This is a genomic window from Mucilaginibacter sp. R-33, from assembly GCF_049949235.1.
In the GTDB taxonomy this organism is placed as follows: Bacteria; Bacteroidota; Bacteroidia; order Sphingobacteriales; family Sphingobacteriaceae; genus Mucilaginibacter.
In genome coordinates, this window is record NZ_CP188089.1 from 4,577,995 (window position 1) to 4,603,221 (window position 25,227).

Annotated in this window: 25 protein-coding genes; 15 read left to right on the forward strand and 10 right to left on the reverse strand. The window is 41.4% G+C overall.

What is annotated here, in order from left to right; translation table 11 throughout:
- Window positions 1-36: 36 nt before the first annotated feature.
- A complete protein-coding gene (locus tag ACP26M_RS18755) occupies window positions 37-570 on the reverse strand; it encodes an OmpA family protein (protein WP_090530934.1) in 534 nt (177 codons plus the stop codon).
- 243 nt (window positions 571-813) lie between these two features.
- On the opposite strand from ACP26M_RS18755, the gene ACP26M_RS18760 reads away from it, so the two are divergent.
- From ACP26M_RS18760 to ACP26M_RS18770, 3 genes are all read left to right on the forward strand, one after another.
- Window positions 814-1,260, forward strand: a complete 447-nt coding sequence (locus ACP26M_RS18760) for an SMI1/KNR4 family protein (protein ID WP_426582256.1) — start codon at window positions 814-816, stop codon at window positions 1,258-1,260.
- Window positions 1,261-1,353: 93 nt separating this feature from the next.
- On the forward strand, window positions 1,354-2,535 hold the full coding sequence (locus tag ACP26M_RS18765; protein ID WP_426582258.1) for an alginate lyase family protein: 1,182 nt from the start codon (window positions 1,354-1,356) through the stop codon (window positions 2,533-2,535).
- Window positions 2,536-2,902: 367 nt separating this feature from the next.
- On the forward strand, window positions 2,903-4,315 hold the full coding sequence (locus tag ACP26M_RS18770; protein WP_426582260.1) for a glycosyl hydrolase family 18 protein: 1,413 nt from the start codon (window positions 2,903-2,905) through the stop codon (window positions 4,313-4,315).
- A 95-nt stretch (window positions 4,316-4,410) separates the two neighbouring features.
- Here the strand turns inward: ACP26M_RS18770 and ACP26M_RS18775 are convergent, their stop codons facing one another.
- The gene (locus ACP26M_RS18775) at window positions 4,411-5,223 is read right to left on the reverse strand and encodes a hypothetical protein (RefSeq protein ID WP_426582262.1); all 813 of its coding nucleotides are present in this window, start codon (window positions 5,221-5,223) and stop codon (window positions 4,411-4,413) included.
- Window positions 5,224-5,458: 235 nt separating this feature from the next.
- Here ACP26M_RS18775 and ACP26M_RS18780 point away from each other — a divergent pair, with 235 nt between their 5' ends.
- Both ACP26M_RS18780 and ACP26M_RS18785 read left to right on the forward strand, forming a co-directional pair.
- A complete protein-coding gene (locus ACP26M_RS18780; protein ID WP_426582264.1) occupies window positions 5,459-6,478 on the forward strand; it encodes a sensor histidine kinase in 1,020 nt (339 codons plus the stop codon).
- On the forward strand, window positions 6,475-7,185 hold the full coding sequence (locus ACP26M_RS18785; RefSeq protein WP_426582266.1) for a LytR/AlgR family response regulator transcription factor: 711 nt from the start codon (window positions 6,475-6,477) through the stop codon (window positions 7,183-7,185). The genes ACP26M_RS18780 and ACP26M_RS18785 overlap by 4 nt, the downstream gene beginning before the upstream one ends.
- Window positions 7,186-7,433: 248 nt before the next feature.
- Here ACP26M_RS18785 and ACP26M_RS18790 read toward each other — a convergent pair whose 3' ends face one another.
- The 5 genes from ACP26M_RS18790 to ACP26M_RS18810 form a co-directional block, all read right to left on the reverse strand.
- Window positions 7,434-8,456 (reverse strand): asparaginase, encoded by a 1,023-nt coding sequence (locus ACP26M_RS18790; RefSeq protein WP_426582268.1) that lies wholly within the window; start codon window positions 8,454-8,456, stop codon window positions 7,434-7,436.
- A 37-nt stretch (window positions 8,457-8,493) separates the two neighbouring features.
- The gene (locus tag ACP26M_RS18795) at window positions 8,494-9,261 is read right to left on the reverse strand and encodes a TatD family hydrolase (protein WP_176625548.1); all 768 of its coding nucleotides are present in this window, start codon (window positions 9,259-9,261) and stop codon (window positions 8,494-8,496) included.
- Window positions 9,262-9,384: 123 nt separating this feature from the next.
- Entirely contained in the window at window positions 9,385-10,377 is a 993-nt protein-coding gene (locus tag ACP26M_RS18800) for an FKBP-type peptidyl-prolyl cis-trans isomerase (RefSeq protein ID WP_426582270.1), read from the reverse strand.
- Window positions 10,378-10,438: 61 nt separating this feature from the next.
- Window positions 10,439-11,416, reverse strand: coding sequence for an FKBP-type peptidyl-prolyl cis-trans isomerase (locus ACP26M_RS18805; protein ID WP_426582272.1), 978 nt, complete (start codon window positions 11,414-11,416; stop codon window positions 10,439-10,441).
- Window positions 11,417-11,423: 7 nt separating this feature from the next.
- The gene (locus ACP26M_RS18810; protein ID WP_426582274.1) at window positions 11,424-12,434 is read right to left on the reverse strand and encodes a DHH family phosphoesterase; all 1,011 of its coding nucleotides are present in this window, start codon (window positions 12,432-12,434) and stop codon (window positions 11,424-11,426) included.
- A 210-nt stretch (window positions 12,435-12,644) separates the two neighbouring features.
- Here ACP26M_RS18810 and ACP26M_RS18815 point away from each other — a divergent pair, with 210 nt between their 5' ends.
- Both ACP26M_RS18815 and ACP26M_RS18820 read left to right on the forward strand, forming a co-directional pair.
- Window positions 12,645-13,064: a nucleoside-diphosphate kinase gene (locus ACP26M_RS18815; protein WP_091172728.1), complete on the forward strand. Its 420-nt coding sequence runs from the start codon at window positions 12,645-12,647 to the stop codon at window positions 13,062-13,064.
- A 149-nt stretch (window positions 13,065-13,213) separates the two neighbouring features.
- On the forward strand, window positions 13,214-13,411 hold the full coding sequence (locus tag ACP26M_RS18820) for a hypothetical protein (RefSeq protein WP_091172734.1): 198 nt from the start codon (window positions 13,214-13,216) through the stop codon (window positions 13,409-13,411).
- On the opposite strand, the gene ACP26M_RS18825 is transcribed toward ACP26M_RS18820, so the two are convergent.
- A complete protein-coding gene (locus ACP26M_RS18825; protein WP_090530976.1) occupies window positions 13,398-13,688 on the reverse strand; it encodes a DUF721 domain-containing protein in 291 nt (96 codons plus the stop codon). The two genes, ACP26M_RS18820 and ACP26M_RS18825, sit on opposite strands and share 14 nt — an antisense overlap.
- Window positions 13,681-14,781 carry a DNA replication/repair protein RecF gene (recF, locus tag ACP26M_RS18830; protein WP_426582277.1) on the reverse strand — a complete coding sequence of 367 codons (1,101 nt, stop codon included), beginning with the start codon at window positions 14,779-14,781 and terminating at the stop codon, window positions 13,681-13,683. The genes ACP26M_RS18825 and recF overlap by 8 nt, the downstream gene beginning before the upstream one ends.
- A gap of 233 nt (window positions 14,782-15,014) precedes the next feature.
- Here recF and ACP26M_RS18835 point away from each other — a divergent pair, with 233 nt between their 5' ends.
- The 6 genes from ACP26M_RS18835 (at window position 15,015) to ACP26M_RS18860 (ending at window position 19,374) form a co-directional block, all read left to right on the forward strand.
- Window positions 15,015-15,692, forward strand: coding sequence for a tetratricopeptide repeat protein (locus ACP26M_RS18835; protein WP_090530982.1), 678 nt, complete (start codon window positions 15,015-15,017; stop codon window positions 15,690-15,692).
- 181 nt (window positions 15,693-15,873) lie between these two features.
- Window positions 15,874-16,368, forward strand: coding sequence for a 6,7-dimethyl-8-ribityllumazine synthase (ribH, locus tag ACP26M_RS18840; RefSeq protein WP_413321160.1), 495 nt, complete (start codon window positions 15,874-15,876; stop codon window positions 16,366-16,368).
- 229 nt (window positions 16,369-16,597) lie between these two features.
- On the forward strand, window positions 16,598-16,927 hold the full coding sequence (gene ytxJ / locus ACP26M_RS18845; protein ID WP_426582280.1) for a bacillithiol system redox-active protein YtxJ: 330 nt from the start codon (window positions 16,598-16,600) through the stop codon (window positions 16,925-16,927).
- 160 nt (window positions 16,928-17,087) lie between these two features.
- Window positions 17,088-17,969 carry a lipoyl synthase gene (gene lipA / locus ACP26M_RS18850; protein WP_426582282.1) on the forward strand — a complete coding sequence of 294 codons (882 nt, stop codon included), beginning with the start codon at window positions 17,088-17,090 and terminating at the stop codon, window positions 17,967-17,969.
- A 48-nt stretch (window positions 17,970-18,017) separates the two neighbouring features.
- Window positions 18,018-18,545: an RNA polymerase sigma factor gene (locus ACP26M_RS18855; RefSeq protein ID WP_426582284.1), complete on the forward strand. Its 528-nt coding sequence runs from the start codon at window positions 18,018-18,020 to the stop codon at window positions 18,543-18,545.
- A gap of 1 nt (window position 18,546) precedes the next feature.
- Window positions 18,547-19,374 carry an anti-sigma factor gene (locus ACP26M_RS18860; RefSeq protein ID WP_426582286.1) on the forward strand — a complete coding sequence of 276 codons (828 nt, stop codon included), beginning with the start codon at window positions 18,547-18,549 and terminating at the stop codon, window positions 19,372-19,374.
- Between the two features lie 346 nt (window positions 19,375-19,720).
- On the opposite strand, the gene ACP26M_RS18865 is transcribed toward ACP26M_RS18860, so the two are convergent.
- Window positions 19,721-21,226 (reverse strand): NAD(P)H-hydrate dehydratase, encoded by a 1,506-nt coding sequence (locus tag ACP26M_RS18865; protein WP_426582288.1) that lies wholly within the window; start codon window positions 21,224-21,226, stop codon window positions 19,721-19,723.
- A gap of 300 nt (window positions 21,227-21,526) precedes the next feature.
- On the opposite strand from ACP26M_RS18865, the gene ACP26M_RS18870 reads away from it, so the two are divergent.
- On the forward strand, window positions 21,527-22,462 hold the full coding sequence (locus ACP26M_RS18870; protein ID WP_426582290.1) for a LysR substrate-binding domain-containing protein: 936 nt from the start codon (window positions 21,527-21,529) through the stop codon (window positions 22,460-22,462).
- A 313-nt stretch (window positions 22,463-22,775) separates the two neighbouring features.
- On the forward strand, window positions 22,776-25,190 hold the full coding sequence (locus ACP26M_RS18875; RefSeq protein WP_426582292.1) for a TonB-dependent siderophore receptor: 2,415 nt from the start codon (window positions 22,776-22,778) through the stop codon (window positions 25,188-25,190).
- Window positions 25,191-25,227: the final 37 nt, after the last annotated feature.

Below are 25,227 nucleotides of genomic sequence, written 5' to 3' on the forward strand. Positions count from 1 at the left end.
AATGAGCTGCCTGTGGTTTCCATTGAAAATTTTTATTTACTGTGCCAGCTTAACCTCAACACGACGGTTAAGTACACGGCCATCTTCGGTAGTGTTATCAGCTATCGGTTTGCTTTCGCCCCAGCCTTTTACAGTAAGGTTATCGCCATTAACACCGCTGTTTACCAGGTACAATTTTACAGAGTTTGCTCTATCTACAGATAATGACATGTTATGCTCGGCAGTACCTTCGGCAGAAGCATTGCCATTTAAAACGAATTTCGCCGACGGGTCTTTTTTCAGCTCTTTAACAATATGATCTAAAGTTTGGTACGAAGCAGTTTTTAACACTGCTGAGTTAAACTCAAACTGGATATTGCTGAAATTATAATCTGGTTTCTCCGGTGCAGGAGCAGGTGCCGGCGGAGGGGTTGGCGCCGGTTTTGGTGCGGGCGGAGGTGTTGCAGCTTGTTGTGTTGGCTGGGCCGGCGGTGGTGTTTGCACAACCGCTTTTTTGGTTTTGCAGGCTTGGGTAGTGATAGCTAAAACAGCTATTGCAAGAGCTAATAAAGGTGTTTTTAGAGTTTTCATATCTAATGATTTGCGTAAACATAAAAAACGTTGGCATAATGTTTATAGTGCCTAACCATAATTTTATGGCGGAATAACGCTTTTTACATACTGATGTAGATTATTTAATCAATAGTTATGCCATTTGCCAATTATTGAGTTGAAACTTTATTCCCCTTACCTGGATTTAGATTGTTGTTAAGTATATTGTTAAACTTATCTGCACATTATAACGAGTTATTATGACCAAAGCAATCTATCTTTTTGAATCAATCCGATGTTATCAATTATTTGAAAAGCCATTTAGATGAAACCGACGTTACGTTATATGAGGGTGCAACCGATCAACAGATAGCAGAGCTTGAAAATAGTGCAGGTGTTAAGTTGCCCAACGATGTTAAACAATTTTATAAGTTTAGTAACGGTTTTATATCCGACGAGTACCAGTTTCGTATCGTTCCGCTTAATGAACTTTTATCTCACGATAGAGGGCAAAATATACTATACATTGGCGAATATTTGTGTTATTGTGACACGTGGGCATTGATCATCAATCCTGAAAACAATTGTTATCAAATAAACTATCCGGACGAAAGGGGTTTTGTGTTAACCAATTCTTTTTCCGAATTTCTTTCAAGGTTTTTTATAGGAGGCGTATTTGAGCAGAATGGCCTTTATGATTGGCGGGAAGATAAAATCAAAAGAAACTGAATAGCGTCCCCTTCAAATCCCCTACACTTCAAAAACAGCTACCCAATTTCATTGCCTATCGTTATCTTGTCGGCACCATTATAAACCATCGCCATGAAAAAATTATTTGCTGTAATTTTAATTGCTGTTACAACCTTAACGCAATTTGCTTTTACGCCCGTACAATCAAAATCAGATAAATCTCCTGTAGAAAAAACTGCAGAACAAACCCTTAAAAAGCAAATAATGACCGAGGCCGCCTGGGCCATGCAACAGCAGCCGGTTACAGTTACAGCGACATCTTCACCCAGAAGTGCGGGCGGTAAACACGACTTTTTTTCAGAAGCCGATTATTTCTGGCCGGATCCTAAAAACCCCGATGGTCCTTACATCAACCGCGATGGCATGACCAACCCGGATAATTTTGTAGAACACCGCAAAGCCATGATCCGCTTTAGCAAGATCATCGGCGCCCTGGCATCGGCCTATAAAATAACCGGAGATGTAAAATATGTTAAACAGGCTGTAATCCACCTTAAAGCCTGGTTTATTGATCCCGAAACGTTGATGAACCCAAGTCTTTGGTTCGCCCAGGCAGTTAAGGGGCAGTTCACCGGCCGTAATTATGGCATTATTGACACCATTCATCTCATGGAAGTTGCACAAGGCATTATTGTAATGGAAAAAGCCATGGACGCGGAAACTACAGCCGCTGTTAAAAAATGGTTTACCGATTATACCAACTGGCTCATGACCAGTAAACCCGGTATGCAGGAAAGGGATGTTAAAAATAACCATGCCACCTGCTGGGCTATGCAGGTAGCCTCCTTTGCCAAACTTTGCAAAAATGAAATAGTACTCGATTCGATTCGCATGCGATACAAAACGATATTGCTTCCCCGCCAAATGGGTACCGATGGCAGCTTCCCCTTAGAGATGGCACGTACCAAACCCTATGGCTATTCTATTTTCAACCTCGATGCCATGACCATGCTATGCCAGATCCTTACAAGCCCGCAGGATAATTTATGGAACTTTGAAACACCGGATGGCAAGTCCATCAAAAAAGGAATAAGTTATCTATATCCTTTCGTAGCAAATAAAAGTAAATGGACTTTAAAACCCGACGTAATGTATTGGGAAAACTGGCCTATTGCGCAGCCTTTCCTGCTGTTTGGCGCTAATGCCTACCATGAAAAAGCGTGGTTAACAACCTGGCAAAAACTGGATCATAACCCTCAGGTTGAAGAAGTTATCCGAAATTTACCCATCAGGCACCCGCTTATCTGGTTTTAAATCGGGTAAGCGATTTCCCCACTCAACGCTTTTTCCCGTCTATAATAATATATAAACTGTGAGTTAAGCGTATCATCAAAATATTTTTTTGTCGGGAAGGCGGGTTTTCTCCGTATATCATCACACTACAAAAGCACTACCACGCTTGTGATCGAATCGTATTGAGGTTATTATAAGGTATTTATAATAAGATGTTTATATAATTTTACTCATACAAAAACATCTGTTACACCTATTAACGCGCCTTTCCTGGTATTAGTATATGATATTCATAAGTATCATGAATTTGGTTAACAGGTTTGTGTTTTATTGCCCGGCTTATTTATAAACCCAATAATACATCTAAAACCACTTAACAAATTAACTTATGAGATCGAAATTTAACTCTTACCTCCTTGGCCTTTTTCTGGTCGCACTGGCAGCACTATCATCCTGTAAAAAGGATAACATGAACCAGTTTAAAACCGGCAGCGATTCAAACAACGATAACAGCAGCAAGCCTGTTGCTGTTAATAATGCTGTACCTGTCGCCTCGTTTAAAGTAATTGGTTACCTACCCAGCTGGCAGGGCGATGTAAATACAGTACAATACAGCAAACTGACCCACGTTAACTACGCCTTTCTTACCCCCACCAATACCGGAGGGCTGAACCCGCTTGATAACCTTTCAAAATTCACCAGCCTGGTATCAAACGCACACAGCCATAATGTTAAAGTAATGATATCTGTCGGTGGCGGTGGCGGCGGAGATGCCTTTCATCCTATTGTAGCCAATGCCGGTTACCGTACCACTTTTGTTAATAATATGGTCAACTTTTGTAACCAGTACAATGTTGATGGCGTGGATATCGACTGGGAGTTCCCATCGGCAGGTACTGAAACCAGTAACTTTTATTTATTACTGCAGGAACTATCAACTGCCATGCATAACAGCGGCAGGTTATGTACCATCGCCTCCATCTCGGTTGGGGCTACTTACGTTACCAACAATATGTTCTCTATCCTTGATTGGATCAACATCATGGATTATGACGACAACAACTTTCAGCACTCTACCTACCAATCGGCTGTTGATTGTTTAAGCTATTGGGCAAACCGTGGTTTACCTGCAGCCAAAACTATACTGGGGGTTCCGTTTTATGCAAGGGATAACCGGTACGATTATTCGACCATGAACTATGTTGATGTTTTAGCTATAGGCGGTAGCCCCAACTCGGATACCTTTCAAACTTTTGGCTATAACGGTATCCCAACTATTAAAAGCAAAACAACACTGGCGCTTAACCAGGCAGGGGGCATGATGATCTGGGATTTGGGCGGCGACGCTTCGGGTGCCAACTCCCTGCTTTCGGCTATGAACACTATTATTACCGGCGGAGCTACCAATCCTCCGCCAACTCCTCCAATAGGTACAGTAATTTCGCTTAAAGGCTTTAACGGCAAATATGTAAGCGGCGAAAACGGCACGCAGGCTATGACCTGCACCCGCACCGTCGCCGGCGACTGGGAACATTTCACCGTTCTTGACGCAGGCAACGGCAAAATCTACCTGCGCAGCATGGGTAAATATGTTTCGACCGAAAACGGCACACAAGCCATTACCTGTAACCGCACCACGCCAAGCGACTGGGAAAAATTTGACTGGATAGTTACCACCGACGGAAAAATAACGCTGCGCGGCAACAACGGCAAATTCATTTCCAGCGAAAACGGTACGCAGGCCATGACCTGTAACCGGGCTACCGCATCGGGCTGGGAAGCATTTGGGTTGAATCAGTAAACTATTAACTGCTTATACCAAAGGCCGGGGCTATGATACTAAAATCATAGCCCCGGCTGTTTTTCAAGAGGATTGGTATATTCTTTTAATGTATTTTACTTCGCAAACCTGGGCGGCAGGTTAGTCGCGGCACCCATCATTTTTATTTTGTAGCGATACCCCCCTCCAAAAGAATCCTCCTCTTTTAAAAACTCATGATTCTTTTTACTGATCCAGTAGGTTTCGGTAAAATGGCGGCCATTGTAATCGCTTTCGTTATATAGCTTCCAGCAATCAACTTTGTTACCATCCAATGTAGTAATTAACTCGCTGCCGGTTACTTTGTATAAAACATAAAGCGGTGCAGGGATCCCGGCCTCATAAAAAGGGATAGCAAAACTTTTGCCTTCGGCAAGCGGTAACATCTCGAAGGTTTCAATGTCTAAATTCCAATTAAAGTTGGCGAAGGTAAAATCAAGCTTAAAGTTCTTAGCCTCATTATTGGCAACGGTGTCGGCACTTATCACTTTATCGGCAGCCCAGTTAAAGGCTTTTGTTTTTTTGCCGATGGTTTCTGAATGATAAATCGGCGCGAAATCAGGCACCTTGTTAACGGAATAAATGGAACGGTATGATAAGCTATCGCTGCCATACCAGTGCTGGGTTATAGTAAATACCTTTTCACCGTTACGGGTTTCGAGGTTTATATCACGCAGCCAAAGCCAAAATTTCAGGCTCCGGTTGTCCTTTGTATTTTGAAAATACACAAGGTATTGCTTTAACCCAGGTTTAAGCGCCGATGTTAGCAGGCGTTTGTCTTTTACACGGATGGTATCGGTTTGAGCAAATACTTTTGGCGTATGCGATAGCAGCAGCAACAAGCTAAGGCTTACAGCTACTATTTTTTCGGCTAATTGTTCGGTTTTCATGATAATTTGATGGTTTGATAAGGATACATTTCTGTTAACAATTCAAAACTGCCTTTTATCAACCATCCGACGAAACCGCTTAAACCACTGCTGCGTTCTTTTTAGCCTAATCCTGTATTTATTCAATAATATACCTGCAGACCAACTTATTGAACATTTAGTGCCATTTATTGAATAAATGCCGGCAACTATTTAAAACCGGCATCCACAAACAAAAAGCTTAGTAATTTTAAAAATGCAACTACTTAAAACCCGTCCATCCATTACACAACTCCAGCTTTTGATATGGTTAGCGGTGTCGCTGTTGCTATTTTTTTCTTATCTGCCGATGGATGGAGCAGGCCAATCGGCTGTTTATACCATTGTTAACACCACGTTTTACGCGGCCATTATATACGGTAACATCCTGTTCCTGTACCCTGTGTTTTACCAAAAGGAAAAATATGTTTGGTATGTATTACTTGTCATCATTTTTTTAGTGGCAACGGGTGTGCTCCGGGGCTATTCAACGCTGCTTATTTATAATACCTTTTTTGCAAAAACACCAGAGCATATCAGTCAAAAAGCCATCATTAATTATGTTTCGGGTGGAGTGCTCATTTTCATTATGAGCCTGATCTTTCGCATAGCAATAGCTTATTTTAAGCTAAAGCAGCAAACGGAAGAGATTATGATTCAAAAAAGCCAGGCCGAACTGAACCTGCTTAAATCACAGGTTCAGCCGCACTTTTTGTTCAATACACTCAATAACATCTATTACGAAGCTTACCGTGAGGCCCCCCGTACCGCGGCATTAATTGAGCGGCTTTCGGACATTATGCGCTATTTTGTTGATGAAAGCCCCAAGGATGATGTAGCCATCGGAACCGAAGTACAGTTCATTGAAAACTACATCGCATTAGAAAAAATCAGGATCAGGCATGAGGTGGTTGTTTTTTTTGAAAAAAACTTCAATTCAGATCTCCGCATCCCGCCTATGCTGCTCATGACCTTTGTAGAGAATATTTTCAAGCATGGCATCGACAAATCAAGCGAGCAAAACCTTATTGGCATATCTTTGGTTCAGCAGGGTGATTACCTTTTTTTTAAAACCAACAATGCTATCCATGCCGAAGTAGCAAGCAAACGCGCTGCCGGTTTCGGCATTGTCAACTTAACCAAAAGGCTAACCATGCTGTACGGTTCAAATTTTGACCTGAAAATTGATAAAAGTAACAACACCTTTGCCGCGTTTTTAAAGATCCCGATAGCATGAATTTAAGCTGTATCATAATTGATGACGAACCTAACGCGGTTAACCTGCTGGAGATGCTGGTGCAGCAAAGTACGCAGTGGCAGCTTAAAGCCAAATGTTATAACGCGCTTGAGGCACTGGCCTTTTTAAAAACCAATAAGGTTGATTTTATTTTCCTGGATATCAACATGCCGCAATTAACGGGCATGGAGCTGGCAGGCTTGCTTCCACCGCAAACCAAAATTGTGTTTACCACTGCCTATTCAGAATATGCTGCCGAAAGCTATACCTATCAAACTATTGATTATCTGCTGAAACCCATTACACTGAAACGTTTCCTGGCAGCCATGCAAAAAATTGAAGGGTATTTTGGCCAGTCCGAACCGGTGATGCAACAAACCCCGGTTAATGATGAGGGCTATTTCTTTATAAAATCGGGCAAGGTATTACGCAGGATCCTGTTGGACGAGATCTTATACTTTGAAGGCGAAAAGGAATATGTGCGGCTTGTTACCAGTCAGGAACAGCTACTAATTTATCGCAGGCTCAAGGATATTGAAGAGCAGCTTTCGGCCCCCTTTGTGCGGGTACACAACTCTTATATTGTAAATACCAAACAACTGGTAAAAATTCAGGACAACCATATTTATATTGCGGATAAACACATCCCTGTAAGCGAAAAATTTAAAGATAGTTTTATGAAGCTTATTAATAGAAGGATATTTTAAATCTTACATGAACATCTCCGCTTATTAACCAAAACTCAATGTTTAGATTTTGAAAATATCCGCGATGCAATAAAAGGGATGCGAAAAGATCTTTAGGAATTTTAAACATGGGCTAATGCAGCCTCATACTGCTCTTCGCTTTTAATTGGCTTTTACATAACTCACTGTTTTAGCATTAGAATCCAGACTTACGAAGTTTTTGAAACTTCGTAAGTCTGCAAAGATATCTCATTCAGTAATCGATGAATTTATGATACCGTAATCTCGCCTCTCAAATCCGTTTCCAGCCATTCTTTTACCTGCAAAGGATCATCGCTTTGGCCCAGCAGGTACATCATTTTGGTAACAGCCGATTCAAAGGTCATGTCATAGCCGTTGGCTACGCCGATATCTTTGAGGTGTTTGCTGGTTTCGTAACGGCCGAGTTCAACCGTACCTACCTTACATTGCGAAATATCAAGGATCACCTTACCGCTGTCGATAGCGTTTTTAAGCAAATCGATAAACCAGCTATCGGTTGTGGTGTTACCGGCCCCAAAGGTTTCCATTACTATGCCCCGCACATCGGCGCTTAAAATGTTCTCAACCACTTTAGGGCTTATGCCTGGGTATAACTTCAATACGCCAACATCATTCACCAGGTTATTGTGTACAATCAGCGAGCTTTCGTCTTCTGGCTGCCTGATATCATTCGCGCTAAAGCGTAAATGAACGCCCGATTCGGCCAATATAGGATAGTTTGGCGAGCGGAAAGCCTCAAACTTTGATGAATTATATTTAAAAGCCCTGTTACCACGGAACAGTTTATAGTCAAAATAGATACAAACCTCGGGCACGCGGGCGCGGTCATTTTTTTTAGCTTTAGCTATTTCAATAGCTGTCATCAGGTTTTCCTTTGCATCAGTACGGATGGCGCTTATCGGCAGTTGCGAGCCTGTGAAAATAATGGGCTTGCCTAAGTTTTCTAACATAAAACTTAATGCAGATGCGGTATATGCCATCGTATCCGAGCCGTGCAAAATCACAAAACCATCATTATCATGATAGTTTGACTGGATCAAACCGGCCAGCTCGCTCCAGATTTCAGGGTTCATGTTTGATGAATCAATGATCTCATCAAACGAGTGTACTTTGATACGGCAGTTAAGCTTTTCAAGCTCGGGCACGTTATCCATTATTTGCTCAAAGTTGATAGGCTTGAGCACCTTTGTAACCGGATCACTCATCATACCTATTGTCCCTCCGGTATAGATGATCAAAATTTGGCTCATTAATTAAGTTTATGCTGTATATAAATATTAAACAATTTTAAATTCCGAATACAAGCCTGGAATTTTCGGTAGTGACCTCTGCCACTTTTTCAAGGCTTGTTTGGTGAAGCTCTGCTACCTTTTGGGCTATATATACCAGGTATGAGCTTTCGTTAGGTTTACCCCTGAACGGAACAGGCGTAAGGTACGGAGAATCTGTTTCTAAAACGATATGTTTAAGGTCAATTTCCGGTATTACTTTATCAAGCCCCGAGTTTTTGTAGGTAACTACCCCACCTATGCCCAGGTAAAAATTAAGGTCGATCACTTTTTGGGCTTGCTCAACAGTACCTCCAAAACAATGAAAAATACCCCGTAACTTTTCATCCGCTTCCTGCTTCAGCACCTCATATACCTCATCAAATGCATCGCGACAGTGGATCACAATGGCCAGATCAAGGCTTTTGGCCCAGTTGATCTGTTTCACAAACGCATCTACCTGCTCCTTTAAATGCGTTTTATCCCAATACAGGTCAATACCTATCTCGCCTATGGCATAGATCCTGTTTTGCTGATGGGCATTCATAATAGCCGAAAGTTCTTCTTCCCAATTCTCCTTTACATCACAGGGGTGTAGGCCCAGCATCGGATAGCAATATTGAGGATACTCATTCGCCAAACCATAAACCAGCGGAACGGAAGCCGCATCAACATTGGGTAAAAACAAACGGGTAATATTATTATCGATACAACGCTGCATTAACGCCGCGCGTTTTTCAGGAATGGTTTCGTAGTATTGATGGGTGTGCGTGTCGGTTAAAACCATGCTGCAAAAATAAACCTTGAATACTTAATAACGAATTTATGGCGGTAAAGTATAAACCACTTTAACTAAAAATTATGCCTTATAAACAAAAAACCTCCCGCTTTTGGCGAGAGGTTTCTTCAATCAGTTCTTTTTAGCGACCGGTTTCTTTGCTCCGGCTTTTTTTAGCGGGGCTTTACCGGCAGCAGGTTTCGGGGTTACCAGAGCATGTTTACCCGGTTTTATTTTAACCAGTTCGATATCGAATACCAGTGTGCTGTATCCTGGGATTTCCGATCCGTAAGGACGTTCGCCGTAGGCAAGGTTTGAAGGGATGATGAATGTTGCTTTTGAACCTTCATTTAATAAAAGCAAACCTTCATCCCAACCTGATATTACCCTATGTTCGCCCAAAACAACGCTTATAGGCTCATACGGGCGGCCAGGTTGTTGTATACCTGCCGCTTTGGCGTTAGCTTCAATACTGGTATCAAACAGTTTCCCGTTAAGCAACTTTCCGGTATAATTTACCAGCACTGTATCGCCGTTAAGCGGCTTTCTTTTGGCTGTTGGGCTGGTTATCACGTATTTTAAGCCTGAAGCTGTAGTAACAGGTTTAAGACCATGTGCCGTAATATAGCTTTCTCTGTCGGCTGTTTCAGCTTGTTTTAGTTTTTCAAGGCCTGCATTCCTTTCGGCAATGGCATCATTTAATGATTGCACCTTCTCTATCTTTAAAATAAAAGTAAGAAAGCTGCCTTTAGGTAAAAATGGCGGACGGGCTTCTTCATGACCAACAAATACCGAATCGGTTGGAATTTTAACCAGGGCACTGTCTTTTGCTGCAAGCAGCGGGAATATCTCCATCAGGTCGCCTACATTTTGCGAGGCCTGCACCTGGGCTTGTACGGGATGCCCTGCCTTATAACTACTGAACAGTACTGAATCTTTATCGGTTTTCTGGATAAAGTTAAAAGTAAGCACATCGTTGATCTTAGCTTTGTTACCCGGGTTAGCAGTATAGATCTGGTAAAGCGCGCCTTTAGCGGTTTTCTGCAAACCAGTCGTTTGCGCACCTGCATTTAAAGCAAGCGCGGAAAGCGCCGGCAATAAAAAAGAAAAAATATGTTTTTTCATACGTTATAAATAAAAAAGCCTTTCCTGTTTTAAGCAGGAAAGGCTTTGTAAAACATGATAACTATTTAGTCGTCGGAGTTGGCATTTGCATTTGCGGCATAACCGGTTTTGGTGCATTTGGATTTGGGTGGACAATATTTACCAGCTCAACTTCAAACACAAGCGGCGTATAAGGCTGCATTTGCTGACTTCCCTGATCGCCATAACCTAATGATGACGGAACAACCAATACTGCCTTAGTACCTTTGTTAAACAATTGGAAGCCTTCATCCCAGCCTTTGATCACTTTACCTTCACCTACCGGAATACGGATTGGCTGATAAGGGTTCATCGGGTTGATCTGCATCTTTTCTTTTACAGCCACTGCTTTAACACTTGTTTCCAAAACTTTGCCAGTAACAAGCCTTAAAGTATAATTAATTACTGCTGTATCACCTACTGCTACGTTAGCACCGCTGCCAGGTGTAGTAACAGCATAATTTAAGCCTGATGCAGTTTTAACAAATTTCAGGTCTTTATGTGCATCCAGGTAGCCCTGGATCTTAGCAGGCTCTTTACCTTTAAGGGCGTCGGTTTGACCTTTCATGTATTGGGTAACGCGATCGCGGAAAACTTGCTCGGTAAGTGCGCCTTTAGCAACTACCTTTTCAATTTTAATAGTATAAACCAGGTACTTACCTTTAAAGCCCGGCGGGCGTTGCTGACCGCCTTTAAATACCGAATCGGCAGCAATTTTAAATGTGGCGCTATCACCTTCGCCCAATAATGCCAAGCCAGAAACAATATCACCTTTCGTTTGGGGTTTAGGCATCAGCGTTGGTATAGGCTGGCCGTTATCATAAGAGTTATTGATAATTGAATCCTTATCGGTTTTGAGGATCATGTTCAGTGTCAAAAAGTCACCTTCCTTAACTTTAGGATTGCCTTTTGAGGTGTGGATATTATAAAGCAAGCCGCCTTCGCCCTGCTTAAACCCACCGTTGCAACTTGCAAATCCAATAGCCGCAAGTGACAGAAACATCAGTTTTCTTTTCATCATTACTTTTTTACTGTATTAATAGTTTTTTATATTCGGGTAAAATTTGTTTAAATTGTTGTATAACCTGTTCAAGGCTGTCCTCAGAATGGCCGCCGGCTGCATTGCGGTGACCGCCGCCATTAAAGTATTTTTTGCAAATCTCGTTGGCCGGGAACTCACCTTTCGAGCGTAATGAAAGTTTTACCCTGTCGCTTCGTTCAACTATGAAAGCAGCCAAACGGATGCTTGCCATCGATAATGCATAATTTACCACACCTTCTGTGTCGCCTGTTTCAACATCAAAGCGTTCCAGGTCATGTTTGTTAACTGCAATTATAGCTGTATTAAACTCAGGCAATACTTCCAGGCAATTAGCCAGGCAATGACCTAAAAAACGCAGCCTGTTTTCAGATGCGCTATTATACACCAGCTCATGGATGCGCCAGTTAACCGCACCAGCATCTATCAAATCGGCAACTATGCGGTGAACTCCGGATGTTGTGTTAGGAAGCCTGAATGAAGCCGAATCGGTCATGATGCCTGTGTAAAGGCAGGTTGCCACATCCTTATTTACAAGTTCTTTGTGGTGAAGCTGGTTTACTATAAAATCATACACTAACTGCGCGGTAGCACAGGCATTGATATCCCAGTGCCTGTAATCGTCAAAATCGGCAGGCTCCAGGTGATGATCGATCATGATCTTATAGGCATTACTCTCGCCAACCAGCTCCCCCATATCATTGATACGGCTCAGCGCATTAAAGTCGAGGCAAAATATAAGTTTCGCATCGGCTATCAGGGCGGCAGCTTCTTCGCGGTGCTCGGTATAAATAATAACATTCTCGTTACCCGGCAGCCAGCTTAAAAAGTCAGGATAATCTGTAGGGGCAATAACCCTGGCATGATGGCCCTGCTGTATCAAATAATTATATAAGCCTAATGACGATCCCATAGCATCACCATCAGGTTTATGATGGGTAGTGATCACTATTTTTTGAGGTTTCGTTAAAAGGTCAGTAAGCGAAGCTAAATCTAACATCAATTCTTAAAAAAAGAGTTGCAAAGCTAAATAAATAAATGAAATACAAACCATCTAATTTAATTCAAAAAGCTTTATCTTACAGTTACAAAAGCCTATTTTTGCCGCAAATTTTAAATGTCATCATAAGCAAAGTAAGCTTATGTTTTTAAACTAACGTAACAAAGGCATTTAATCTATTAATAACCCAAAAAAGAAACAATTATTTCAATGAAAAACAACAGGACATTTACCATGATAAAGCCTGATGCTGTTGCAGACGGGCATATCGGTGCTATTTTAGACATTATTACTAAAAACGGCTTTAAAATCGTGGCGCTTAAATACACTAAATTATCTGCCGAAAAAGCGGGCCAGTTTTATGAAGTGCACAAAGAACGCCCTTTTTATAACGGATTGGTTGAATTTATGTCATCGGGCCCTATTGTAGCAGCTATTCTTGAAAAAGACAACGCTATTGCCGAATTCCGTAAACTGATTGGCGCTACTAACCCGGCCGATGCCGCTGAAGGTACCATCCGTAACCTGTATGCAAGATCAATTGGTGAAAATGCCGTTCATGGCTCAGACTCTGACGAGAATGCCGACATTGAAGGAAACTTCTTTTTCTCGGCTTTTGAAAGGTTTTAAGTAACCTATTTCGGGTGTAATTATATAAACCAAAAGTTACACCCGAATTTTTTACGTTTTTTTTGTAATTGTGGTTACGTTTTTTGTAACTTTACATTATCCACCTAAACAATATTACATAATTTAATCAACCAACAATATCACAGAACATGAAACCATTATTCAAATACATATTTTACGTACTTATATTGGTAATGTTGGTTATTGGATCGCTAATGCTTTACAGAACACACCCCGAAGCCCAGCTTGCGCTTACCATTCCCGGTCTGTTTATTCTTGCTTATTCAAAGCTTACGGATGATATCAAATTAAAACATAACAGCTTACGCATGCTTAGAGGAAGATAATTTCCTCAACAAGCACACTTTTAGCTTCGTTATTTATCTTTTCAATTATCTGGCTGCGCATCAGCATCAATTCATTTTTTATTACTGACGATTCTATCCGCAGGAATAATTTCTTATCGCGTACAAATAACTCTTTAGTGCGATTGGCTACCGATTTGCCTACCAGGTCGGGCCAGGCAGTAATAACACCGGTTTCGTCAAAACGCCGCTTAATCTTATACACATTAAGCATTTGCTCAATAGCTTCCTTAAGTGTTTTGTCATTGGTTTTACGCATCAATCGCTCCTCCCTTTACTTTAAATAGTTTAACAGGTACCCCTATTTTATTAAAAACGCTTTCAACCCGCTCAACCCCGGTATCGGTTATAAAAACCTGGCCAAAATCGTTGTTGGATACCATTTGCATTAATTTGGTAACCCGGCCGTCATCAAGCTTATCAAAAATATCATCAAGCAAAAGCAAGGGTTTAAATCCCTTTTGCTGATATAAAAAAGTATATTGAGCAAGCTTAAGGGCAATTAAAAATGACTTTTGCTGCCCCTGCGACCCAAACTTTTTCATAGCCATACCATGGATATTGAATTGCAGATCATCTTTGTGAATGCCCGCCGTGGTACGCTCTAACGCCCTGTCACGGTCAAAACTCTTTTTTAATAAACTATCGAAGTCATCAGCAAGCAGTTGCGATTCATACACCAGGTCGACATGCTCGGCATTATCGCTCAAAAAACTGTAATGCTTATTAAATATAGTAACAAAACCCTCCATAAAGGCCCGGCGCCTTTCAAAAATGCGATTGCCCGAAGCGTTCAATTGCTCATCAATCACTTCAAATAAGCCGGCATCATATCGCCCTGTATCCGCTACCTGTTTTAAAAGCGCGTTACGATTGGTAAGGATTTTATTATAGGTGATCAACTCATCTAAATAATGGTTATCTGTTTGTGATATCACATTATCAATAAATTTGCGGCGTTCTTCGCTCCCTTCGGTTATGATACTGGTATCATTTGGTGATATCATTACCAGCGGTAACAGTCCGATATGATCGGCCAGGCGCTGATAATCTTTTTTATTGCGCTTAAACTGCTTCTTTTGATTACGCTTTACAGAGCAGGCAACAGCTTCGGGCTGATTGTTTTTATTAAAGATGCCGGTGATGATAAAAAAATCGCCCCCCTGCTTAATCTGCTGGCTGTCTATCGGGTTAAAATAGCTTTTGCATAAGGACAGGTAATGAATAGCATCAAGCAAATTGGTTTTGCCGGCGCCATTATTACCTGTAAAAGCGTTAACCCCCTCACTGAAAACCAGTTCGGCCTCATCGTAATTTTTAAAGTTGATAACTGACAGCTGTTGCAGGTGCATGGGATGGCAAAGTTAATGTTTTTTGAGTTGTTCATGGTTCATGGTTAATAGTTCATAGTAATCTTTAGATCTGTTAGGCATTAACATCCTTTTTAACGTGTAAAGAAGCTACCAGCTAAAGCTATAAACCATGAACTATTAACCATGAACCATTCACTTTAAAGATTTAATACAAAAGGTATTGCCAGTAAATTTGAAAACCGTATTTTTGCAAACTTAATTTTAGAACAACAATGTCAAAAACCCAGGCGAACACCAAAATTGCAGCACCAGAAAACAATTTTGGTCAGAGTGGCAAATTTGTACGCGAGAACCAGAAAAGCTTACTATTTATTGTAGGGGCTATTATTGCCCTTATTGCTATTTATTTCATTTACATTAAATTATACTTAGGTCCACGTGAAGTTACTGCCGCTAACCAAATGTACAAAGCGCAGGATTTTTGGCAGCAAAAAAACTGGGACAAAGCTATTAAAGGCGATGCCGGTTTCCCTGGTTTTGAAAAGATCATCAGCGATTACAGCAATACCAAAGCTGCTAACCTTGCTTATTTTTACCTGGGTACTGCTTATTTAAATAAAGGTGACTACCGCAAAGCCATTGATAACCTAACCAATTACCGCGGTGACGACAACATGGTAGCAGCCGAAGCTTTTGGCAGCACAGGCGACGCTTATGTTGAACTGAAAGATTACGAAAAAGCAGAAACTTATTTCAGCAAAGCTGCTGATAAAGCAAAGAATAAATTTTTATCGCCGCTTTACCTTAAGAAGTTAGGCTTAACTTATGAGGCTCAAAAAAACAATAAAGAAGCTGCTGAAGCTTATAAAAGAATAAAAACCGAATATCCTGAAAGCGCTGAGGCTCAAAATATCGACGAGTATATAGCCCGCGCCGAAGCAAAACAATAATTTTAATATCGGATTTGAGAATTTCGATTTCGGATTTATCTGGTTTTAAATACCTTTAAATTCGGAATCGATTTTTTTTATAAGCAGATTTTGATCGTCGATCACAAGGCTTAACAAATCCGAAATCGAACCTTCGAAATAAAAAATATCCGAAATCGAAATTCCCAAATCCCGAAATCAAATGGCTACCCATCTTAAAAACCTTTCCGATTTTTCAAATACCGAAATACCATCTGCAGCACCGTACCGTTTTGGCATAGTTGTGGCCGAATGGAATGCCGAAATTACTAATGCACTTTACCAGGGTGCATACCAAAGCCTGATAAGCAATGGCGCACTGGCCGAAAACATTTTTTCATACCAGGTACCGGGCAGCTTTGAGCTTACATCAGGAGCAGAGCTGTTATTAAAAAAGGGCAACCTTGATGCCGTAATTTGCTTGGGCTGTGTAATCCAGGGCGAAACGAGGCATTTTGATTTTATTTGCAACGCGGTAGCAAACGGAGTAAGTAATGTTGCCATAAAATACTCAAAACCTGTTATATTTGGTGTTTTAACTACCGATAATCAGCAACAGGCTATTGACAGGGCCGGCGGCAAACATGGTAATAAAGGCGATGAGGCAGCTATCACGGCCATTAAAATGGCAGCTCTTGCTGAAACTTTAAACAGTTAAAACCCGTTAAAGCAATTAATTTTAGCTCAACATGAAAAAATTAGTTTACATAGCACTTATAGCCGCGGCAGTTGCAACAGCATCATCCTGCTCAAATAAATTATGCCCGGCTTATGGTTCATATCCTAAAACAGGCCGTTAACAGTTAATTGTCATTTTTAAACCTGTTTAAACACACTACACAGTTTTTGTGTTATAATTACGTTATAGCATTTTAACTATTAATAATATGAACTGGATTTCGTTGGAGACGGCCGATCAGCTAATGGCGATCAAACAACAAGAAGGATATAGCCTTATATTTAAACATAGCACACGCTGCTCCATCAGCATGATGGCCAAAAGGCGTTTTGAGCTTGACTGGGATAGCCTTCCCGAAAATATGCCCCTTTACTTTTTAGACCTGATCAAATATCGAGACCTGTCAAACCAGGTAGCACAATTGTTCCAGGTACACCACGAATCGCCCCAACTGTTACTCATTAAAAATGGCGAATGCATTCTTGACCAGTCTCACAGCGGCATCTCCGTTGATGAAACTTTAGAAGTGCTGATTTAGATTTTGTTCATGGATCATAGTTCATGGTTCATGGGTTCATAAAGTATTTTTAGTATTAATTACGGTACTGCAAATGCTGATGATCATTTTGCAGTCATTTGCTGCTACTATGACCTATGAACCATTCCCCATCAACTAAATATTTAACTACATTTGTACCATGATTGAATTGCCGGTAGTTCCTGCTGTTAGCCAGCCTATACGTAAGCCTGATTGGCTTAGGGTTAAGCTTCCTACAGGAAAAGAATATGCTCACGTACGCAGCCTTGTTGATACCCATAAACTGCATACCATATGCGAAAGCGGTAACTGCCCTAATATGGGCGAGTGCTGGGGTGCCGGCACAGCCACTTTCATGATCCTTGGTAATATTTGCACCCGTTCGTGCTCGTTTTGTGCCGTTGCAACCGGCAGGCCTTTAGCTGTTGATGTTGATGAGCCAAACCGCGTAGCAACTTCTGTAAAATTAATGCAGGTAAAACATTGCGTTATTACCTCTGTTGATCGTGATGACTTGAAAGACGGCGGCTCCATTATCTGGGCCGAAACCATCAATGCCATTCGCCTTGAAAGCCCTGATACTACTTTAGAAACCCTGCTGCCCGATTTTAAAGGCAACTGGGATAACCTTGCCCGCGTTTTGGAAACCAGGCCTGAGGTTGTATCACACAACCTGGAAACTGTAAGGCGCCTTACCAAAGAGGTGCGGATCCAGGCAAAATATGACCGCAGTCTTGAAGCCCTGAAACATATTTCGGAAGCGGGTTTACGCACAAAATCAGGCATTATGCTTGGCTTGGGCGAAATCGAGGAGGATGTTTTAGAAGCAATGGATGATTTGCTGGCTGCAGGTGTTCATATACTTACACTGGGGCAGTATTTACAGCCTACACGTAACCATCATCCGGTGATTGACTGGATCCATCCCGATCAGTTTGCACGTTATAAGGAATTGGGTCTTCAAAAAGGATTCAGGTATGTTGAAAGTGGGCCGCTGGTGCGCTCATCTTACCATGCAGAAAAACACTTGTTTGAAATGTGATAATTCCTTTATATCTTCATCGGGTTGAGTAAGAAACGAAAAATATCGATGTCAGAAGAAGAACTGGTGTTGTCATTACGGCACCGGGAAAAAATTGCCGTCGAAGCTTTATATGATATGTATTCGGCCTCGTTATTCGGGGTTATATCACGCATTATAAATGATACCGCTATAGCCGAAGATGTTTTACAGGAAACTTTTGTAAAAATCTGGCATTCCTTTTCAAGCTACAGTGCTGAAAAAGGCCGTTTATTTACCTGGATGGTTAATATCGCGCGCAACCTTGCAATTGATAAGACCAGATCGAAAGATTTTAAGAATCAGAATAAAAACCAGGATATTGAAAATAACGTAACTTTCATTGACGAGCAACGAAACACGGTTTACAAACCTGAGTTAATGGGGGTTAAAAATTTAGTGCAAACACTAAAACCTGAGCAAAGACTGATCATTGAGCTGGTTTATTTTAAAGGCTATACCCATGTGGAAGCTGCCGAAGAATTGGGCATTCCGTTGGGTACCATTAAAACCCGGTTAAGAATGGCTATCCAGGAACTCAGAAAACATTTTAATTGAAGTGGAAGATTTAAAAGCATATATTGAAACAGGGATACTGGAGCTTTACGTATTAGGGGATGTTACCCCTGCCGAAAAGCTACAGGTTGAAGAACTGGCTTCAAAGTACCCTGCTATTAAGGCAGAGCTTGCCGCAATTGAACGCTCAATGGAATTGTATGCCGGAGAAAACGCAATTGAACCATCTGAATATTTACGTAGCCGCATATTGGGAAGTTTACTAACTAATTTTGGCGACGATAATGACTTTCCTACACAAACCCATACAGAACGGGAGAGCGTTATGGTTACACGGCCCGATAAAGAAAAAGAAATCAATTTTTATAAATACGCATTTGCCGCATGCCTTGTTTTATTGTTAGCAAGCGCAGCGGCTTTGTATAGCCTTTACCACCGCCTTAATGATACCAATACCCGGCTAAATGCCATGCAATTGCAAAACCAGCATTTTAGCACTACGGTTAGCGCAAAGGATAACGAGCTGAACCTCTTACGGGATACCTCATTTAAACTGATCCGTCTGAAAGGAACTAAAAAATCGCCTGAGTCGGTGATGACCGTAGCCTTTAGCCCATCCAAACAAAAAGTGGTGATTGACCTGGAAGGCCTTAAATTGCCTGCAAATGACCAGGCTCATCAATACCAGCTTTGGGCACTGGTGGGCGGTAAACCTGTTGATTTGGGTGTATTTGACGCCACGGCAGATTCAAGCGGATTCAAAAATATGAAAGCCATAGCCTCGGCCGATGCCTTCGCGGTAACGCTTGAGCCAAGAGGTGGTAGTCCAAGTCCAACACTATCACAAATGGTGGTAATGGGCAAATTTTAAAGCGAAAAAAGGCATCCCAGGGCTCAATAATGATTAAAAGCTTACATTTTTCGGGAATAAATCCGAAAAAATGTAAGCTTTTCGATTTTTATACGTTAATTACTTGTATTTTGTGTAAACCTAAACTACACTGGTTTAATAATTTAACATTTTTTTAACGAAAACCAAAACCAATTATTAGTTTTTTTGTAACTAATAGGAACGTGCAAACGTCTTATGATTAGTTAGGACATAACGAGAAACAGTGAACCTGGTAAACCTAACTCCCCGGATTTGAGTATTTAGTTCTTTATAAGATCAGTTAATAGTTAATTAAAACGGCTGTATGATACTTGCAGCCGTTTTTTTATGCCCTTAACTTTGCCATAGCAACAGGCAATTGCGCAATGAGCTTACCGGGTAAAACAACATGCATCCGGTTTGGCAATGCGAGTTCATCGCCGGCCTTACCGTGAATGTAGGCACCAATGATGCAAGCCTGATCCGGCGGATACTTTTGCCCAAGCAACGCAGCTATTACGCCGGTAAGTACATCGCCCATACCTCCGCTTGCCATAGCAGCATTTCCTGATGAGTTAAAATAAGCTTTGCCATTGGGTGTAGCGACGATGGTGTAATCATTTTTCAGCAGGACACACAAGTTTAACTCCTTTGCCTTTTTTATAGCGGTTTGCAGCCGCTGCCACCAACTGGTATGTTCGCCAAAAAGCCTGTCAAACTCTTTCATGTGCGGGGTTAAGATGCTTCCCGCGGGTAGCTGAGTTAATAATGTCTTATTTTCTGCAATCAGGTTTAACGCGTCGGCATCAATAACCAACGGTTGTTTATAGTTTTTGATGATTGCTTTTAATAATGTTAAAGCCTCAGCGTCTTTGCCTAAACCAGGCCCCACAGCTATCGAACTAAATTTATCCCATTCAATATCAGGCAGTTTATCACCGTTCCTGACTATGGCCATAATCTCGGGCTGATAACTGTTTAATGCGGTTAAACCACTTTCGGGGATGCAGGCGGTTGTCAGGCCGGCACCTGCGTGTGCTGCAGCTGATGAGCTTAATAGCGCCGCTCCCATGGTTTTTGCCTGCCCTGCAATAATCAGCACATGACCAAATGTGCCTTTATTGCTGAAACGATGACGTGGTTTTAGAATTTGTCTCACATCTTTCTCTTCAACAAGCTGGTATGTTGAATTTAACGACTGGATAAATTTTTCATTAATGCCAATATTCACGGCCTCCCAGCAATTGATATAAGGTGCCGATTCCGGTAACAGGAAATTGATTTTAGGCTGCTGAAAAGTAATTACAAGGTCGGCTTTTATTGCAATGGTATCCCTGGCTACCTCCCCTTCCGAAAAAAAACCTGTGGGTATATCAACAGCAACAACTGTTCGGCCCAAATCATTAATGAACTTAACCAGCCGTTCATAATTGCCGGTGAGCGGTTTGTTCAAGCCGCTGCCAAGCAGGGCGTCAATAATTACCGGGCTGCTATCCGCCGGGATCTCTTCATCTTTGGCAAGTTCTTTTATAGATACGCAAGTTTGTTTTAGCCTTTCAAAATTGATGTTAAAATCCTCCGATGCCTTATCAGAAAACCGGGCTATGACAACGTTGAGCCTATTATAATGATGATCACATAAAATACGCGCAATGGCAAGCCCGTCGCCGCCATTATTCCCTGTACCACAGTAAAAAGTTATCGGCTCGTTTTTATCGGGGAAACGGTTAACGAACCAACCCACAAAAGCTTTTGAGGCACGTTCCATCAAATCAATAGAAGCAACAGGTTCATTAGCGATAGTATAAGCATCGCCCTCGCGAATTTGTTCGGCAATTAATAAAGGAAGCATATATCCTAAAGTAAGGATTTAATGGTTTTGTTTTAAGAGAAATTATTGGCAGAGATACCGAACTGCGGAACAAATAACAATATCCAAAAATCTGGCTGCAAAATTTATTTTAACAGAAGGACTGGCAAGCTGTTTTACAATATTTAAGTGCCCGTTTACGGGACTTTAGTTTATTAGAAATGCGGGTATTTAACATCTTTTTTGTTTTCATATTAGTTGCATTTATAATCCAGCCTTGCGAAATATTTGAATAGATAAAATCAATATTTATTACCTTTACATAGCATTTATCTATATTACATGACTATCACACAACTGGAGTATATTGTGGCTGTTGATACTTATCGCAGCTTTGTTTTGGCAGCCGAAAAATGTTTTGTTACCCAACCAACATTAAGTATGCAGGTACAAAAACTGGAGGATACGCTTGGCGTTAAGATCTTTGACCGAAGCAAACAACCCGTTGTGCCTACCGAAATAGGGATTGAAATAATTACCCAGGCCCGTGTAATGCTGTCTGAGAGCGAAAAGATCAAGGAAATTATATCCGACAGGCAAAAGGAACTGTCGGGCGAATTACGGGTAGGCATTATCCCTACCGTTTCACCCTACATATTACCCAAAATCATCCATGGCTTTATTGAAAAATATCCGCAGGTAAAACTGATTGTATGGGAACAAACTACCGAAGAGATCATTCAACAGCTAAAACTTGGTATGCTTGACTGCGGCATTCTTTCTACCCCGCTTCATGAAAACAACCTTATCGAAATCCCTGTATTTTATGAAAATTTTGTAGCCTATGTATCCAAAAACAGCAAACTTTCTAAAAAGAAAAATATTGTGCCGGATGATATAGATATGGAGGAGATCTGGATCCTGAACGAAGGCCATTGTATGCGCGAGCAGGTTTTAAATATTTGCCAGCGACGGAAATCAACCCGTGGCTTTCAGCATTTTGAATACAATACCGGCAGCGTTGAAACCCTAAAACGCATGGTCGACCAAAATAACGGGGCTACCATCCTCCCCGAGTTGGCTCTGTCTGAGCTTACCGAAAAGCAACTGGACAAGGTGCGCTATTTTAAATCACCCGAACCTGCCCGTGAGGTAAGCATTGTGATACAGCGCAACTTTTTAAAACGCCGCATGATTGAAGCACTAAAAGCTGAAATCCTGGAATTTGTGCCAAAGCGGATGAAAAGCAAAAAGAAAAAGGAAGTGATGGATATTTAGTAATTGCTTATCTATCTACCAGATTCACGAAGTTTGGGGGACTTCGCAAGTCTTCATTAGATGATGACAGCCTTCAGGATTATAGAAGGAACCCGTTTACATGATTCTTAAATTTAACTACTCTTTTTCTGAAGAATTTCGGTGGTATTGCTTTGGCAATCCCTTGCCGGATTAGCAATTTTCCATTCTTATATCCACAAGCATCTGAACAACAGGTACATTAAGTGTACTATTTAGATTTATTATAAATAATTTGCATTATAACACCCGCCTGACTACTTTTGCGCTATTATTTATATTTAGTCTAAATAAAATGGATCAACCCAAACCATCTTTCTCAAAAATCTTTTCACTTTCATTTATAGTGCTACTTATCGGCACCATCCCGGCCCTTGCCCAGCAAGCCAGAGGCATCCTTAAAGGTAAAATTGTCACCATAAAAAATGGGCCTGCCGAAAACGTTTCGGCAGTACTTAAAGGCACCAGGTACGGTACCATAACCGATGAAAACGGCTTATTTGAAATTAAAGCCCCGCAAGGAGATTATATACTTGTAGTATCTGAAGTTGGCACAAAAGGACAGGAAAAACCAGTAACCGTAACAGCCGGGCAAACAACTGTGTTGCCTGTTATTACGGTTGATCATACTATTCATGGTTTGCAGGAAGTAAATATAAATGCTAATAAAACCAATAAATTTAAACGTTCACGAAGCGAGGATGTTGCCAAAATGCCTTTAAGCAACCTCGAAAACCCACAAGTTTATAATACCATAAGCAGCCAGTTGATGCAGGAACAATTGATATTTTCTGTTGATGACGCTATAAAAAATGCCCCTGGGATCCAAAAAATGTGGGAAGCTACCGGTCGTGGCGGCGATGGCGGCGCTTATTATAATAGCAGGGGCTTTATTGTACAAAGTACCATGCGTAACGGCATTGCAGGGATTATAACTAATGGCATCGACGCGGCTAACATCGACAGGATTGAGATTATTAAAGGCCCCTCTGCTACTTTATTCGGAAGTTCTTTAACCTCATATGGCGGCCTGATCAACCGTGTTACCAAGAAACCTTATGATACATTTGGCGGAGAAGTAAGTTTATCTGGCGGCAATTTTGGTTTTTACCGGGGCAGCGCCGATATTAACACTCCGCTCGATAAAGATAAAAAGGTACTCTTTCGTTTAAACACCGCTTTTAATCATGACGGCAGTTTCCAAAACAACGGCTTTTCGCGGAATGTGGTTATTGACCCAAGCATTGTTTATAAGGCTTCCGACAGGTTAACCATTAATGCCGATGCTGAATTGTCATATGGTACCAATATCGGAAAATCTATTTTCTTTTTCCCTTACGGACAAACCATCGATGCCCTGGGTTACAGTCGTGCCGATCAGCTCAAGCTCGACTACAAACAAAGCTATCATGGAAATGACCTGACTCAAACCTCACAAAACAGGAATTTTTATGGCGAAGTAAAATACAAGATCTCCGACGCCTGGACAACACGTACCAACCTGAGCCTCACCCATAGCTATTCGAACGGCTTTGGCCCTTACTACTACCTGTTGCCAGGCGATTCTATTTCTCGTAACGATCAGTCAACCCGCAAAAGTAAAGATGACATGATCGAGATCCAGCAAAACTTTAACGGCGACTTCAAAATAGGTAAATTCCGTAACCGGTTTGTAGGCGGCCTGGACTTCTTCAGGGAAAACTCGCAGCAATATTTTTTTGGCAGTACGCTCGATACTATATCTGTAACCGGCAATCAAAACTACCGCAATTTCAACAAAGCGGCTATGGACGCCCTTTATGCTACCGGCATTTATGGTTTTACCTACCCTTCCATGTTTAAACGGAATACCTACAGCGCTTATATCTCTGATGTGTTTAATATTACGGATCAACTGATAGCATCGGCAGGTTTACGCGTAGACAGGTTTGACAACAAAGGCAACTATGACCCAACGACTCAAACCACATCCGGGGCATATAAGCAAACCGCCTTTTCGCCAAAATTTGGTTTGGTTTACCAACCCGTTAAAGACCACATATCGCTGTTTGCCAATTATCAAAACAGCTTTAACAACAAAACCGGTACTACCGAAAACAACCAACCGCTTAAGCCTGAGCAAGCCAATCAAATCGAAGGTGGCGTAAAACTTGATCTCTTCGATGGTAAATTGAGCGGTACGGTAAGTTACTATGATATCAAAGTGAAAGATATCGTGCGCCCTTCCACCATAAATCCCATTCTTTCGGTACAGGACGGAACCCAATACAGCAAAGGCTTTGAAGCCGAAGTAATAGCCAACCCAATAATTGGCCTTAACATCGTAGCAGGTTTTTCATATAATGATTCAAAGCTTACCAAAAGCGCCGATGCCGGCGTTGAAGGTCTTCGGCCAGCAACCGCCTCATCGCCATATCTGGCAAATTTTTGGATAAGCTACAAATTTCATCAAGGTGCAGTGAAAGGTTTTGGTCTGGGTTTCGGCGGCAACTATGCCAGCGATAATAAGATCGTAAACAGCCGGACCATTGGGGTATTTACCCTGCCGGCTTACACCGTATTAGGAGCATCAGCATTTTATGATACTAATAAATACCGGTTTGGCGCTAAGCTTGACAACCTTACCAATGAAAAATACTGGATAGGTTACACCACCATTAACCCTCAAAAACTAAGAAGTTTTGCATTAAGCGCAACCTATAAATTTTAAAACAGCCATTAAATAAAAAGCAGGAGTGTATTACAGT

Bases quoted from the DNA above. Each gene is read 5' to 3' on its own strand.
- ACP26M_RS18855 (WP_426582284.1), top strand. From the start codon at position 18,018: ATGTCAGAAGAAGAACTGGTGTTGTCATTACGGCACCGGGAAAAAATT.
- lipA (WP_426582282.1), top strand. From the start codon at position 17,088: ATGATTGAATTGCCGGTAGTTCCTGCTGTTAGCCAGCCTATACGTAAG.
- ribH (WP_413321160.1), top strand. From the start codon at position 15,874: ATGGCTACCCATCTTAAAAACCTTTCCGATTTTTCAAATACCGAAATA.
- ACP26M_RS18790 (WP_426582268.1), bottom strand. From the start codon at position 8,456: ATGAGCCAAATTTTGATCATCTATACCGGAGGGACAATAGGTATGATG.
- ACP26M_RS18865 (WP_426582288.1), bottom strand. From the start codon at position 21,226: ATGCTTCCTTTATTAATTGCCGAACAAATTCGCGAGGGCGATGCTTAT.
- ACP26M_RS18835 (WP_090530982.1), top strand. From the start codon at position 15,015: ATGTCAAAAACCCAGGCGAACACCAAAATTGCAGCACCAGAAAACAAT.
- ACP26M_RS18805 (WP_426582272.1), bottom strand. From the start codon at position 11,416: ATGATGAAAAGAAAACTGATGTTTCTGTCACTTGCGGCTATTGGATTT.
- ACP26M_RS18775 (WP_426582262.1), bottom strand. From the start codon at position 5,223: ATGAAAACCGAACAATTAGCCGAAAAAATAGTAGCTGTAAGCCTTAGC.
- ACP26M_RS18795 (WP_176625548.1), bottom strand. From the start codon at position 9,261: ATGGTTTTAACCGACACGCACACCCATCAATACTACGAAACCATTCCT.
- ACP26M_RS18755 (WP_090530934.1), bottom strand. From the start codon at position 570: ATGAAAACTCTAAAAACACCTTTATTAGCTCTTGCAATAGCTGTTTTA.
- ytxJ (WP_426582280.1), top strand. From the start codon at position 16,598: ATGAACTGGATTTCGTTGGAGACGGCCGATCAGCTAATGGCGATCAAA.
- ACP26M_RS18770 (WP_426582260.1), top strand. From the start codon at position 2,903: ATGAGATCGAAATTTAACTCTTACCTCCTTGGCCTTTTTCTGGTCGCA.
- ACP26M_RS18820 (WP_091172734.1), top strand. From the start codon at position 13,214: ATGAAACCATTATTCAAATACATATTTTACGTACTTATATTGGTAATG.
- ACP26M_RS18875 (WP_426582292.1), top strand. From the start codon at position 22,776: ATGGATCAACCCAAACCATCTTTCTCAAAAATCTTTTCACTTTCATTT.
- recF (WP_426582277.1), bottom strand. From the start codon at position 14,781: ATGCACCTGCAACAGCTGTCAGTTATCAACTTTAAAAATTACGATGAG.
- ACP26M_RS18810 (WP_426582274.1), bottom strand. From the start codon at position 12,434: ATGTTAGATTTAGCTTCGCTTACTGACCTTTTAACGAAACCTCAAAAA.
- ACP26M_RS18870 (WP_426582290.1), top strand. From the start codon at position 21,527: ATGACTATCACACAACTGGAGTATATTGTGGCTGTTGATACTTATCGC.
- ACP26M_RS18825 (WP_090530976.1), bottom strand. From the start codon at position 13,688: ATGCGTAAAACCAATGACAAAACACTTAAGGAAGCTATTGAGCAAATG.
- ACP26M_RS18815 (WP_091172728.1), top strand. From the start codon at position 12,645: ATGAAAAACAACAGGACATTTACCATGATAAAGCCTGATGCTGTTGCA.
- ACP26M_RS18800 (WP_426582270.1), bottom strand. From the start codon at position 10,377: ATGAAAAAACATATTTTTTCTTTTTTATTGCCGGCGCTTTCCGCGCTT.
- ACP26M_RS18785 (WP_426582266.1), top strand. From the start codon at position 6,475: ATGAATTTAAGCTGTATCATAATTGATGACGAACCTAACGCGGTTAAC.
- ACP26M_RS18765 (WP_426582258.1), top strand. From the start codon at position 1,354: ATGAAAAAATTATTTGCTGTAATTTTAATTGCTGTTACAACCTTAACG.
- ACP26M_RS18780 (WP_426582264.1), top strand. From the start codon at position 5,459: ATGCAACTACTTAAAACCCGTCCATCCATTACACAACTCCAGCTTTTG.